Source organism: Streptosporangium sp. NPDC002544, from assembly GCF_040295965.1.
Classification (GTDB): domain Bacteria; phylum Actinomycetota; class Actinomycetes; order Streptosporangiales; family Streptosporangiaceae; genus Streptosporangium.
This window is the reverse complement of the sequence record NZ_JBEOWJ010000006.1, coordinates 1-13440: the sequence shown is the minus strand read 5'-3', so window position 1 is coordinate 13440 and position 13440 is coordinate 1. Positions and strand designations below refer to the sequence as shown.

9 protein-coding genes are annotated in these 13440 nt (G+C 70.1%); 5 read left to right on the top strand and 4 right to left on the bottom strand.

Going from position 1 to position 13440, the window contains the following annotated elements; translation table 11 throughout:
- Positions 1–6: 6 nt before the first annotated feature.
- The 3 genes from ABT061_RS10475 to ABT061_RS10465 all read right to left on the bottom strand — a co-directional run bounded on the left by ABT061_RS10475 (position 7) and on the right by ABT061_RS10465 (position 5861).
- Positions 7–2238: a xanthine dehydrogenase family protein molybdopterin-binding subunit gene (locus tag ABT061_RS10475; protein WP_350914947.1), complete on the bottom strand. Its 2232-nt coding sequence runs from the start codon at positions 2236–2238 to the stop codon at positions 7–9.
- Positions 2239–2368: 130 nt separating this feature from the next.
- A complete protein-coding gene (locus ABT061_RS10470) occupies positions 2369–5332 on the bottom strand; it encodes an AfsR/SARP family transcriptional regulator (RefSeq protein WP_350914945.1) in 2964 nt (987 codons plus the stop codon).
- Between the two features lie 94 nt (positions 5333–5426).
- The gene (locus ABT061_RS10465; RefSeq protein WP_350914943.1) at positions 5427–5861 is read right to left on the bottom strand and encodes a helix-turn-helix transcriptional regulator; all 435 of its coding nucleotides are present in this window, start codon (positions 5859–5861) and stop codon (positions 5427–5429) included.
- A 1509-nt stretch (positions 5862–7370) separates the two neighbouring features.
- Here ABT061_RS10465 and ABT061_RS10460 point away from each other — a divergent pair.
- The 4 genes from ABT061_RS10460 (at position 7371) to ABT061_RS10445 (ending at position 12007) form a co-directional block, all read left to right on the top strand.
- Complete coding sequence (locus ABT061_RS10460) at positions 7371–8663, top strand: helix-turn-helix domain-containing protein (RefSeq protein WP_350914941.1); 1293 nt, start codon at positions 7371–7373, stop codon at positions 8661–8663.
- A gap of 83 nt (positions 8664–8746) precedes the next feature.
- Positions 8747–9376 carry a copper resistance CopC family protein gene (locus tag ABT061_RS10455; protein ID WP_350914939.1) on the top strand — a complete coding sequence of 210 codons (630 nt, stop codon included), beginning with the start codon at positions 8747–8749 and terminating at the stop codon, positions 9374–9376.
- Positions 9373–11415, top strand: a complete 2043-nt coding sequence (locus ABT061_RS10450) for a bifunctional copper resistance protein CopD/cytochrome c oxidase assembly protein (RefSeq protein WP_350914937.1) — start codon at positions 9373–9375, stop codon at positions 11413–11415. Before ABT061_RS10455 ends, ABT061_RS10450 begins: the two co-directional genes overlap by 4 nt.
- A gap of 178 nt (positions 11416–11593) precedes the next feature.
- Positions 11594–12007: a sensor histidine kinase gene (locus ABT061_RS10445; protein ID WP_350914935.1), complete on the top strand. Its 414-nt coding sequence runs from the start codon at positions 11594–11596 to the stop codon at positions 12005–12007.
- Between the two features lie 191 nt (positions 12008–12198).
- Here ABT061_RS10445 and map read toward each other — a convergent pair whose 3' ends face one another.
- Complete coding sequence (map, locus tag ABT061_RS10440) at positions 12199–13047, bottom strand: type I methionyl aminopeptidase (RefSeq protein ID WP_350914933.1); 849 nt, start codon at positions 13045–13047, stop codon at positions 12199–12201.
- Positions 13048–13091: 44 nt separating this feature from the next.
- On the opposite strand from map, the gene ABT061_RS10435 reads away from it, so the two are divergent.
- Positions 13092–13274 (top strand): hypothetical protein, encoded by a 183-nt coding sequence (locus ABT061_RS10435; protein WP_350914931.1) that lies wholly within the window; start codon positions 13092–13094, stop codon positions 13272–13274.
- The last annotated feature ends 166 nt before the right edge of the window (positions 13275–13440 follow it).

The window sequence follows — 13440 nt, the reverse complement described above, 5'->3', positions numbered from 1 at the left end:
CGGTTCCTACCCGTTCAAGGCGATGTCATGGGGGCGAATGGGCACCCGGGGCAGCGGCAGGCCGGTCGCGGCCCGTACGGCGGCGGCCACCGCGGGGGTGGACGAGAGGGTGGGCGGCTCGCCCGCGCCGCGCAGGCCGTAGGGGGCGTGCGGGTCCGGGTTCTCCAGGATCGACACCCGCATCGGCGGCATGTCGAGGATGGTGGGGATCAGGTAGTCGGTGAACGAGGGGTTTCGCACCACCCCGTCCTGGACCTGGATCTCCTCCATGAGCGCCAACCCCAGCCCCTGGGCCGAACCGCCGTGGATCTGGCCCTCCAGCGCGAGCGGGTTCATGATCCGGCCCACGTCCTGGACCGCGGCCAGCTCCACCACCTTGACCAGGCCGAGCTCCACGTCCACGTCCACGACCGCGCGGTGCACGCACAGCGCGAGCTGGGTGTGGGAGTCGCCCTGCCCGGTGCGGGGGTCCAGCGGGAAGGTGGGCCGGTGCCGGTACTCCCTGGTCTCCTCCACGGCCCCGGCCAGTTCCAGAGCCTGCACCAGCGACGATCCGTCGGCCCGCAGCTTGTCCAGCCGCTCCCGCACGGCCTGGCAGGCCGCCCTGACCGCGCCGCCGGTGACGTAGGACTGGCGGGACGCCGACGAGGACCCGGCCGACCCGACGGAGGTGTCCGCCCGCGCGACCGTCACCGTGTCGATCCCCAGCTCGGTCCTGGCGATCTGCTCCTGGACCATCAGCAGACCCTGTCCCACCTCGGCGGCCGCCGTGTGCACCAGGACGTGCGGCTCCCCGCCGATCAGCTCCACCCGCACCCTGGCGGTCGAGTGGTCGTCGAAACCCTCGGAGAAGCAGATGTTCTTGATGCCCACGCCGTAGCCGACCCCGCGCCGCACGCCCTCGCCGTGGGTGGTCTGTGAGATGCCGCCCGGCATGTTCAGCAGGTCCGTCCCGCCCGCGTCGTCCGAGGGGGTGGGGGCGGCGGGCAGCGGCATCGCGGCGAGTTCCGCGAGCATCTCGGCCAGCGGCGCGGGCGAGTCGATCACCTGCCCGGTGGCCAGCCTCGACCCCTGGGAGACCGCGTTGCGGATTCTGACCTCGACGGGGGAGATCCCGCACGCCTCGGCCAGCCTGTCCATCTGCGACTCGTAGGCGTAGCAGGCCTGCACCGCGCCGAAACCGCGCATCGCCCCGCAGGGCGGGTTGTTGGTGTAGACGCCGTAGGCGTCGATCCACACGTTGTCCACCTCGTAGGGGCCGACCCCCAGCGAGGCCGCGTTGCCGACCACGGCCGGGGAGGTGGAGCAGTAGGCGCCGCCGTCCAGCAGGATCTCCGCCCTGACGTACAGCAGCCTGCCCTCGCGGGTGGCGCCGTGCTCGTAGCGCATCCGGGCCGGGTGCCGGTGGACGTGGCCGTAGAAGGACTCCTCGCGGTTGTAGACGATCTTCACGGGGCGGCCCGTGCGCAGGGCCAGCATGCACGCGTGGACCTGCATGGACAGATCCTCACGGGCGCCGAACGCGCCGCCCACCCCGGCCAGCGAGAGCCGCACCTTCTCCTCGGGCAGTCCCAGGCACGGCGCGATCTGGCCCCGGTCGGCGTGCAGCCACTGCGTGGCGACGTACAGGTCCACCCCGCCGTCCTCGGCGGGTACGGCCAGCCCGGACTCCGGGCCGAGGAAGGCCTGGTCCTGCATGCCGACCTCGTACTCGCCGGTGACCACCACCGGGGCCTCGAACGTGGAGCCGACCCGGATCGGCTGGTGGCGCAGCACGTTGCCGCGCTCGTGGACCGCGGGACCGGAGGTGTCGAAGGCGGCCCGGCGCGGGTCGGTGACGGCCTCGCGGACCTCGTACTCCACGATGACGGCCTCGGCCGCCCTCCTGGCGCGCTCGGGGTGGTCGGCGGCGATCAGCGCGACCGGCTCACCCTGGTAGCGGACCTGGTCGATGGCGAGCACCGGCTGGTCCCGGTGGTCCAGCCCGTAGAACCTCTCGCCGGGCACGTCCTCGTGGGTGAGCACCGCGTACACGCCGGGCATGGCCAGCGCGGGGCCGACGTCGATCGAGCGGATCCACGCCGACGGGTGCGGGCTGCGCAGGGTGACCCCCCAGATCATGTCCGCCAGATACAGGTCGGAGGAGTAGGCGAACTCGCCCGTGACCTTCAGCGTCCCGTCGGGACGCAGGACGCTCTCGCCGATGCCCAGGCTCTGCCGCGTTTTGATGCCGCTCACTCTGGTAGTACATCAGCCGGGCACGGGGCCGGACATGGCAGACCCGGGGGAACGCGGGAGGCGGTCGTTAGCGACTCTTACGGTTGCGCCCGGCCGGGTGCGCGTGATCAGCCCGTTGGGCTCGCGGTCCTCAGAGAGCCATCATCCGGCCCGGGGAGGTGGACGGTTTCTCGCGGGTGGCCCCGATGGCCGCCCGCTCCGCCGACGCCTCCCTCTCCACCTCGTCGTTCCCCGTCGCCCTGGCGGACGCGACGGAACGGCCCAGGTAGGTCACGGCCTGCTCCACCTCGCCGAGGAGCCGCAGGGAGCGGGCCAGGCCGAGCAGCAGGTACGGTTCGGCGACGACCACCTGCGCGGCGCGCGCGCAGTCGAGGCCGGCCTCGAAGGAGGCCCTGGCCGCCGCGGCGTCCCCCAGGTCGAGGTGAACGCCGCCGAGCCTCTCGTGCACGGCCGTCTCCTGATACAGGTTGCCGTCCCTGCGGCACTTGAACAGGGCCTCGTCCAGCATGGCCAGTGCCTGCTCGAACCGGCGCAGGCCGTGGTACCCCGAACCGATCATGGTGAGCGCGTAGTGTTCGCCCGACCTGTACCCGATCGCGCCCGCGACCTCCCGCTGCTTCTCGGCGCAGTCGATGCACTTCTCGTAGCAGCCGAGTGCGAGGTAGTTCATGGCGAGGTTGCCCAGCGCCTTCTGCTCACCATGCCGCTCGGAGAGCCGACGGCACAGGATCAGGTGCTGCCGGAAGTGGCGCAGGGCCTCTTCGAGACGGCCGACCATGTTCAGTGCGAGGCCCACGAGGCTGTGCGCCCCCGCCTCAAGCCGACGATCCTCCAGCCGCTGCCCGGCCGCGAGGGTCCGCCGGCTGATGGTGAGGAGACGAGCGGGAAGGCCGGCGTGGTGGAGGTGCCAGAAGAGCGCGAAGACCAGGGCGACGCCGAGACGCGAGGTCCGCTCCCGGGGAGCGGACATCGCCTGGAAGGCGGCGGACAGGAGATTGGCCTGTTCCCGGTTCAGCCACTCGTGGGCCTCCTGGTACGAGCCGAGCGGGAGAGGATCGGCGCCGAGATCGACGTCCGCCGACTCCGCGCGAGGGTAGCGGGCCAGCCGCACGGCCAGCCGGGTGGTCCCGACATAGAAGCTCAGCGCCCGGTCCAGCATGGCGTCGCGATCCGTCTCCGTCTCCTCGCGTGCCGCCTGCTCGCCGGCGAACAGCCGGATCAGGTCGTGCGGCCGGTACCTTCCGGGCTCGTCCTCCTCCAGCAGGTGCGCGTCGACCAGCCGTTCCATCGCGCGCTCCGCGGTGTCCGCGGGGACATCCAGCAGGGCGCCGACGACAGGTGCCGTCACGTCGGCCGTCTGCAGCACGCCGAGCGCGCGCAGCGCGCGGGCGGCCGTCCGGTCAAGGTGATGGTCGCTGCCGGCGAGCATGTCGTGACTGACCGCGAGGCTGGATCGGACCGCGAGATCGCCCGCCGCCAGCTCCCGCAGCCGCCCCCGCTCGTCCTCCAGCCGGCTCACCAGATCGACAACGCCCCAGCGCGGCCGGTTCGCCAGCCGGGCTCCCGCGATGCCGACGGCCAGTGGCAGGCCTCCGCAGAGGTCGATCAGGCGCGCCGTCGCCTGAACGTCCTCGGCGACCCGCTCCTTCCCGATCAGTCTGGCGAGCATCGTGGAGGACTCGGCGCGCCGCATCCTGGAGATCGGTATACGGGCACAGTCGTCGAGCAGGGTGAAGCTCTCCCGGCTGGTCGTCAGGATCGTGTTGCCCATCGGCACCGACAGCAGCGGGCGGATCTGGGCCTCATCGGCGGCGTCGTCCAGCACGACGAGGGTCTCGCGGCCGTCGAGTTCGCCGCGCCACAGGGCGGCGGCCTCATCGAGGTCGGCGGGAATGTCACGCTGGGGCATGCCAAGATCGCGCAGGAACCTGCTGATCACCTCGATCGGTTCCAGCCGCCTCATGCCCGGTGTCGCCCCGCGCAGGTTCACGTACAGCTGCCCGTCGGGGAAACGGTCGCGGACCAGGTGCGCGGCCCGGAGCGCCAGGGTCGACTTGCCGGATCCGGGTGCCCCGGTGATCGCGACGACGTGCCGGGGCGGGCGGCCGTCCCAGGGAGAGAGCAGCGTTCTCAGCCGCACGAGCTCCTCCGCGCGTCCGACGAAGTCGGTGGGGTCGCGCGGCAACTGGTGAGCCACCTTTCCCCGGGTGGCGGCGCGGTGCCGCGAATGCGAGGGCTCCCGGAGCGGGGGAACCCGCTCCGGGAGCGTGGGGAGCGTCGCCGAGGGCAGATCGAGCAGGGGGTCGGCGCGTAAGATCAGTTCATGGCACCTGCGGAGACTCTCGTGCGGCTGGATGCCGAACTCCTCGGCCAGCAGGTGCCGGATCTCCTGATAGACCTTCAGCGCCTCCACCTGCCGGCCGCAGCGGTAAAGCGCGACCATGTGCAGCTCGCGGAGCCTTTCGCGCAGCGGGTGCTCGCGGATCAGGGGGGCCAGCCGGGCCGCGGCCTCCTGGGGGCGCCGGAGCAGGAGCAGCAGGTCCGCGTGCAGCTCCAGCGAGGTCAGGCGTAGCTCGTTCAACCTGTGCCGCTCGAACTCGGCGAACGGACCGGGAATCCCACCCAGGCACGTGCCCCGCCACAGTTCCGAGGCCCTGTTCAGGGAGTGCAGGGCGGTCTCGTACGAGTCCTTCGCGTGCGACCTCCTGGCCAGGTCAAGGCAGCGCTCGAAGAGCAGGGCGTCCACCTGCTCCGGCGCGAGCCGCAGCGAGTATCCGCCGGGGACGGAGACCAGCGGCCTCGAAGGTCTCCGCGGATCCCGGTCCGGGTCCAGTGCCCGTCTCAGCCTGGACACGTACGTGTAGACGCTCTGTTCCGCCGTCTTCGGCGGCCTCTCTCCCCATACTCCGTCGATCAGCCGGTCCCTGGTGACCGGCTGTCCCGCGTTGATCGCCAGGATGCAGAGGACGGCCTGCTGCCTGGGCTCTCCCAGGTCGAGCTCGAGTGAACCTCTCCGGCCGGTCACCGGTCCCAGAACGTCGACGCCGAGTCCCTCCGCGGCGCCGGTGGTGGTAATGGCTTCCGTTTCGTCCACCAGGCCTCCACACGCGGTTGGGCATGACACAGCGAAGTCGAGGAGAACGACCTTATCTGACAAGTTCGCGGCGCGGAGTCCCCCGCTGATCGCCTTAGACGATCCCCGCCTTGGCGATACGGACTCCCGCCTGGAATCTGCTCTGCGCTCCGACCCGCTCCATCGCGGTGGCCATGTGGCGGCGTACGGTGCGGGAGGTCAGGCCGAGATGGCGGGCGATCACCTCGTCCGTCAGGCCCTCCGCGGACATCCTTAGAACGGTCCTTTCCTGGTCCGTCAGCGAGGACAGCGGCTCCCGCTCGCGGCGGCGTGGTGCGGCCTGTGACCAGACGCGCTCGAACAGCTCTCCCAGCAACGTGACCAGTGCGGGGGTGCGCACCACCGCCATCCGGGAGGTGTGGCCGGTCATGGCGACGAGGCCGTCGATCATCAGGAATCTCTCGGAGATCAGCGGATCGACCCTCAGCTCCACCGACTCGGGGAAACCGGCCGCTCCGGACGATGAGCCGACGACGACCCTCGTCCGCACGCCGGGTGGAATGACAGCCGAATTGAAGATGCGGGAAAACGCGACGCCGCTTCTGGGATTGGGCAGGAGAACGGCCACGCTACGCCTCGCGGACGAGCAGAGAGTGTTGATATCGGACCGGATCTGGTCGCTCCCTCCGGCCGAGGGAGAGGTCAGGAAAGAATGGGTCATGTGCCCCTCGCGAACTGCGCTTGACCGAACACCCGCGTGTTCCTCCCGGCAGGTGACGCCGCTCTCGGATCGGACTCCGATGAATTTCCGAGGTGATTCGCGATGCGGAAGGGGAGGCACGTGGCACGTGTGCTGGATCCACCGTCGTACGCGCGTGAGGGAGAGTCGTCCATCGATCTCCCTCCGTCCTGTCGTTCCGATCCGCGATGACGAGAGAGCCGCCAGGAAAGGGATTCTCGGCCCGGAGGCCCGAAGCAACAGAATCCCGGCCGGTGGTCCTCGCCGGATCTTTCTGGAATTCCCGCCATCCGACTGTCGCAGGCGGTCCTAGAGATCATCTAGAGACGCCCGGGGACGGGCCGCGTGGGGCCGAGCAGGAGGCCGGGATCCGAGGGGGGGACGAGGCGAGGGCGGGCACGGGGGCGGGCCGTCCCGCGACCTCTCCCCGGGAAGGCCGCGCTCGCGGCTTCATCAGGTGGTGCTTTTCCCTGCCTGAAGTGGACAGGCCGCTCCGCCATCGGGGAAGTCGGCTGACCGGTTTAGGACATTGACTTGATAGCGGATTAGTTCAATGTATTTCTAGAGTAATGGCTGGTTTAAAAGCGGGGTGTCGAGAGACGCGGCCGGTGACACGGGGGGCGGCGACATGGGTTCCGTGAGTCGACAAGCCCGCGGACCGGTCGGCGGCACGGGGAGGCGGCTCGAATTCCGCGAGCCGACCGGCCCGCGGGCCGGTCGGCGATGAAAGGCGGGCGGAAAGGCATGGCCGATGAGAGGGGGCGGGTGGGCGCCGCTGCCCCCCTCGGTCCGAGCCGTGACCTGCAATAAAATCTATACGGATGTAATGGGATCTATATGTAGGTGTTGCCTGCGGCCGGGATCCTCCGTGAAGGGTGATGGTCTTCCACGGAAGGAGTCCGTACCCCGGCTCCGCCGCTACCCGCGGGTCCCGTCTCGTGGCGCGCGCACGCCGGAGGCCTGCACGCTCACACCGGTGCGGGCCGCACCGGTTCCGCCAGGTGGAGTGGCTCGCCGGTGGGAAGCTCTCCACGAGGGCGGGAGGGGTTTTTTCCGTTCCCTGTCTTCACGGCAGGCTGAGCCGTCGCTCAGTCCGGGTAGCCCCAGCCCAGGTAGGCCTGGGCGGCGCTCGTCTGCAAAGAATACTTACCGGTGTCCTTCGGGGGGGCAGACGAATCAGCACTCGCGGTCGTAGCATTGCCAGTGACGGCAAAAGCAGCCGTAAATAGCATGGCGAGGGCAGACAAGGCAAGACGTCGGCGCACGGGGAGACTCCTGTCGTAGGTTCTGCTGCTCAAATGATATCTTTCAAGGGGTAACGTGACTGGTCAAGACTTGGTGGGGCAGCGCATCAAAACCGTCCGCCGGCAACGTGGTTTTTCCCAGGCGCAGCTCGCCCATCCAGAACTGTCGGACAGTTACGTATCTCTCATCGAGAGTGGCAAGCGTACTCCGACCCCCGCGGTGCTGGAGCTGCTGGCCGAAAAACTCGACTGTTCCCTTACGTATCTGATCAATGGTGTCACGGCCGAGCAGATGCAGGAGATCGAGCTCGCGCTCAGCTACGCGCAGCTGGCCATGGACAACGGCGAGGTCGTCGAGGCTCGCACCCGTTACGCCGAACTCCTCGCCGACAGCGGGCTGGCGGGCCTGCCCCAGATGCGGCAGGACGCCGAGTACGGCCTGGCCCTCTCGACCGAGGCCTGCGGCGACCTGGAGCAGGCGATCGTCCTGCTCAACGGGCTGCGCGAGAGTGACGAGGCGACTCTGAGCCCCGAACGTCACGTCGCGGTCGCGGTCGCGCTCTCGCGCTGTTACCGGGAGAGCGGGGACCTGGCCCGGGCGGTGCACGTCCCCGAGGAGATCCTCACCGGCGCGGTCCGGCCGGCCTGGACGGACGGCCTGATGCGGTTGGGCGGCCAGCTGCTCGCGGCCTACATCGAGCGCGGTGACCTGCTCCGGGCACGTCACTTCTCCGCCGAGATGATCGCCGCCGCCGAGCTCCTCGCCAGCCCGCAGGCGCTCACCCTGGCGCACTGGGGCGCCGCGATCGTCGCCGTCGAGAGCGGCCACGCCGACGAGGCGGTCACGCAGGCCGAGCGTGCCCTGGCCATCCAGTCCGAGTACGGCGACGCCCGAAGGCTGGCCCGGCTGCGCGGCGACTACGCCCAGGTACTGCTGATCGTGCGGCCCATGGAGGCCGAGGCCTGGCGTGATGTGCTGTTGAAGGTGGAGAAGGAACTGGCGGAGAGCTCTGCCAGCTCGATAGACAAGATGCGCTGCGCGATGAACCTGGTCCGGGCGGAGCTGCTGCTCGCCCAGCCCGAACGGGCCGAGGAGCGGATGCGCTTCGTCTGCGATCTGCTCGACGGCATGCCGAAGGTCATGCAGGCGGAGGCCCGCCTGCTGCACGGTGAGACCCTCGCGGAGCTGGGCCTGCAGGAGCAGGCCTCGCAGGAGCTGCTCGCCGGGACGGAGTGCCTGGAGCAGGCGCCGGAGACCCGCTTCACCGCCCATGCCTGGCTGACCGCGGCCCGGGTCCTGGAACGTATCGACGAGCCGGACCGGAGCGTCGACGCCTACCGGCGGGCGCTGGCCGGCGTCGGGCTGTAGGGCGGGGCAGAGAACCCGCGCCGAAGCTAGATCGGACAGGGGGGTCGAGACCGCGCGGTCACCTGGGTAGCCTTGTGGTTGCCATGAAGACTTCCCCTGTCGCGGTCGCCCTCGCGCTTCTCGTCGCCCTCGTGCTCGGCACGGCCTTCGCCTCGCCGGCCCTCGCCCATGACCGGCTCAAGAGCAGCGACCCCGCCAAGGGCGCCAAGGTCGAGAGCCTGGAGGAGGTGAAGCTGACGTTCACCGCCTCGGTGCGCTTCCCGAACGTCGTCGTACGTTCCGGGGACGAGAACCACCAGGACGGCAAACCCGTCGTCGACGGCACGGTGGTGACCCAGAAGGTCAAGGAAGATCTCCCTCCGGGTGACTATGTCATCGCCTATCGCGTCGTCTCCTCCGACGGCCACCCGATTGAGGGTGAGATTCCCTTCACCCTGCTCGGCTCCGCCTCCCCGTCGGAATCGGCGTCGGCGTCGGACTCGGCGTCGCCGTCCGCCGCCGCCGAGTCCCCGGTGGCGGCCGAAAGCCCGGTCACCGCGGAGACCCCGGCCGAGAACGCGCCGTCCGCCGCGCTCAGCCCGGTCGCCGCGGTCGGCGCCGAGGAGCCCGGCTCCTCGCAGGGCGTGCCCGGCTGGATGTGGATCATCGTCGGAGGCGTGACCGGAGTCGGCATCGGCATGTTCCTCAGCATGCGCAACAAGAAGCGGCCATGAGCGGGCCCGCGCGGGCCGCGCAGACGGCACAGAGCGAGACACCGGGGAACAGCAGGGCCGTGCGGCTCGCCCTGGCGGCCGCGGTGGCGGCCGCCGCCGCCCTGGTGATTGCCATGATCGCCGGAGGCGCCGCGACCCCGCGCATCATTCCCGGCCTGCCCGACCAGGGGGCCTTCACCCGCTGGGGGCTGCCGCTGGCGAAGCTGGCGATGGACGCGGCGGGCGTGCTCACCGTCGGTGTACTCCTGGCCGCCACGATCCTGCTCCCCAACGACAAGGGCCTGCTGGGCAAACCCGCGCTCGGCTACGTCAAGGCCGCCTCCTGGATCGCCCTCGTCTGGGCCGGGGCCGCCGCCGCCACGATGGTGTTCAGCCTCTCCGAGGCGCTCGGGCTGCCGGTGGCCGACGTGCTCGGCGGCAACGAGCTCACCAGCTTCGCCAGCCAGGTCTCCCAGGGCATCGCGCTGACCCTGGTCGTGCTCTTCTCGGTCGCGATCGCGCTCTTCGCCCGAGGGGCGATCACCGCAGGCGCGGCCGGCGGCCTGCTCATCCTCGCGCTGGTCACTCTGCTCCCGCCCGCGCTGACCGGCCACTCCGCCTCCTCGCCCAACCATGACCTGGCCACCACCGGTGTCGCGCTCCACCTCGTCGTCCTCGCGCTCTGGGTGGGCGGCCTCGGGGTGCTCTGCGCGCACGCGCTGCGCCGGCAGCCGTACCTGGAGATCGCCGCCGCCCGCTTCTCGACCCTGGCGCTGTGGTGCTTCGTCGGAGTGGGGCTGTCCGGCCTGTTCAGCGTCCTGGCCAGGCTCACCTCGGTCTCCGAGCTCTTCACCTCCGCCTACGGCCTGCTGCTGCTGGCCAAGACCGTCGCGTTCGCGCTGCTCGGCGCCGTCGGCTGGTGGCACCGCAAGCGGACCCTGCCGTCGCTCGCCGCGGGCGGCCCCGGCACCTTCGTCCGCTTCGCCACCGGCGAGATCGTCGTCATGTTCGCGGCCATCGGGCTGGCCGTCGCGCTCTCCCGCACCGCGCCGCCCCCGGCGGTGCTGCCCGTCGACAGGGCCTTCGAGGTGCTCGGCTACACCATGCCGCCGGAGATCTCGCTGGCCAACCTGGCCTCGCTGTGGTGGTTCGACCTGTTCTCCGGCACGGTCATCGCGCTGCTGGCCGGCCTCTACCTCGCCGGTGTCGTACGGCTCACCCGGCGTGGCGACTCCTGGTCCAAGGGGCGTACGGCCGCCTGGTTCACCGGTGTGCTGATCCTGCTGGTCGCCACCCAGAGCGGCGTCGCCCGCTACGCCAAGGTGCTGTTCAGCGTGCACATGGCCGAGCACATGACGCTGTCGATGATGGTGCCGATCTTCCTGGTGCTCGGCGCGCCCGTCACCCTGGCCCTGCGTGCTCTCAAGCCCGCCGCCCGCAGGGGCGACCGAGGGCCCCGCGAGTGGCTGACCACGATCCTGCACAGTAGGTTCGTCCGCTTCGTCACCCACCCGGCGATCGCTACCGCGATCTTCATCGTCTCCACCTACGCGCTGTACTTCACGCCGCTGTTCGCCGCCGCGATGGAGGAGCACCTCGGCCACATCGTGATGACCGTGCACTTCCTGATCAGCGGCTCCCTGTTCTTCTGGGTGATCATCGGTATCGACCCGGCTCCCTACCAGCTGCCGCACGTGGCCCGGCTCCTCCTGCTGTTCGTGACCATGCCGTTCCACGCCTTCTTCGGCATCGCGCTGATGAGCATGACCACCGTGCTGGCCTCCGACTGGTACGACCAGCTGGGCAGGACGTGGGGCGCCTCCGCGGTCGAGGACCAGCAGACCGGCGGGGCCATCGCCTGGGGGTTCGGCGAGATCCCGACGCTCGTCGTGCTCCTCGCGCTGGCCTTCCAGTGGTGGCGCGCCGACGACCGCAAAGCCCGCCGGGCCGACCGCCGGGCCGACGCCGCCGCGGCCCGGACCGGCGGTAGCGGCGACGCCCAGCTCGATGCCTACAATGAATACCTGGCCAAACTCAATAAGCGCGACGGCGTGAAATAGCCGGACGGCCACGGCCTGCTATCTTCCAGCCCTCTCCCGGACGCCTCCCGGTAGCCTGGTGTTTCAGGGGGCTCGTGCTCACCGCAGCGGGCGCAGCGCTTCGTCATCGCGCGCCACGCCCAGTCACATATTCGGTCGGGGGGCCGGTGGCTGCAACGTGCATCAGGAAGGTTGAGCAGTGTCCGAGGAACTGCGCGTACGTGAGGGCCGGAGTCGTAGCCTGGCCCAGGCCCTTGAGGGGCATCTCACCGAATGGTCCGAGCGCACCGGGACCACCGTCGAGATCTGGGCGCTGCCCGCCGGCGACGTTCCGGCCGGGATCACCAGGGCCGTGATGGCCACGCTCGAGGAGGCGCTCGCCAACGTCGAGCGGCACAGCGGCGCGCGGGTCGTGGCCGTCGCCGTCACCCTCGGCCCCAGTGGCCTGCGCATGACGGTCAGTGACGACGGCGTCGGCTTCTTCGGCCCGGCCGAGGGCCGGGGCATCACCGCAATGCACGCCCACTTCGACCAGGTCGGCGGCACGCTCAGCGTCAACGGTGTTCCCGGCGCGGGAACCACGGTCACCGGAGTGGTGCCCCGCCAGGACTAGCCGGCACGAAAACGGGCGCGGCGCCGGGCGAGCGCTAGGGCCTGTCCCGCGGATCTTGCCGTGGCGAGGGTCGGCCAGGTGGTGTCTCGCAAGGCGGAGGAGGGAGCCGCAGCGTGCTGCGGTGACCGGCGACAACGCGGCGAGGCGCCGCCTGACCGACCGCGGTAGGCAAAAGATCCAAGGGGCAGGGCCTAGGGCAGTGTCAGGATCTCGTGGCCGGTCTCGGTCACCAGAATGGTGTGCTCGAACTGGGCGGTCCGCTTGCGATCCTTGGTGACGGCGGTCCAGCCGTCGGGCCAGACGTCGTAGTCGATGGTGCCGAGCGTCAGCATGGGCTCGATCGTGAACGTCATGCCCGGCTCCAGCGTGACCGCCAGTGACGGGTCGTCGTAGTGGGGGACGATCAGGCCCGAGTGGAACGTGGTGCCGATGCCGTGGCCGGTGAAGTCACGGACCACGCCGTAACCGAACCGCTTGGCGTAGGCCTCGATCACGCGACCGGCCACGTTGAGCTGCCGGCCGGGGGCGATGGCCTTGATGGCCCGGTTGGTGGCCTCACGGGTGCGCTCGACCAGCAGCCGTGACTCCTCGTCGACGTCACCGACCAGGAAGGTGGCGTCGGTGTCGCCGTGCACGCCCCCGATGAAGGCGGTGATGTCGACGTTGACGATGTCGCCGTCGCGCAGCACGGTGTCGTCAGGGATGCCGTGGCAGATCACCTCGTTGATCGAGGTGCACAGTGACTTGGGATATCCCCGGTAGCCGAGCGTGCTGGGATACGCTCCCCGCTCGCAGAGGAACTCGTGGCCGATCCGGTCGAGTTCGTCGGTGGTGACGCCGGGCGCCACGTGCTTGCCGACCTCTTCGAGCGCCTGAGCCGCCAGCTTGCCCGCGATCCGCATCCGCTCGATGATCTCGGGGGTCTTGACGTCGGCCTCTCCGGTCTTCGGGGATTTCTTCCCGACGTACTCCGGCCGCTGGATGTGAGAGGGAACCCTGCGGAGGGGAGAGATCCGCCCGGGCTGGAGCAGTGTCGTCATGGTTCCACAGTCTAGTTGCGCTTCCCACTGGGCAGGATTGCCGCATGAATGACCAATGGTGGTTCTGCCTGAAGCACATGGCCGTCGAACCCGACGAGGGTTGCCCGAACAAGGACCGGATGGGACCGTACCCGACGCGCGAGGCCGCGGCCAACGCGCTGAAGACCGCGGCCGATCGGAACGAGGACTGGAAGAGGGAGGACCAGGCCTGGGAGGACGACGACTGAGGGCGGAGCGCGGCCGGTACGCCTAGGCCCTGTCCCTTGGATCTTTTGCCCACTGCGGTCGGTCAGGCGGCGCCTCGCCGCGTTGTCGCCGGTCACCGCAGCACGCTGCGGCTCCCTCCTCCGCCTTGCGAGACACCACCTGACCGATCCTCGCCACGGCAAGATC

What these genes read in the sequence shown, in the direction of transcription:
- ABT061_RS10455 (WP_350914939.1), top strand. Translation starts at nt 8,747, where the DNA reads ATGAAGACTTCCCCTGTCGCGGTCGCCCTCGCGCTTCTCGTCGCCCTC.
- ABT061_RS10450 (WP_350914937.1), top strand. Translation starts at nt 9,373, where the DNA reads ATGAGCGGGCCCGCGCGGGCCGCGCAGACGGCACAGAGCGAGACACCG.
- map (WP_350914933.1), bottom strand. Translation starts at nt 13,047, where the DNA reads ATGACGACACTGCTCCAGCCCGGGCGGATCTCTCCCCTCCGCAGGGTT.
- ABT061_RS10435 (WP_350914931.1), top strand. Translation starts at nt 13,092, where the DNA reads ATGAATGACCAATGGTGGTTCTGCCTGAAGCACATGGCCGTCGAACCC.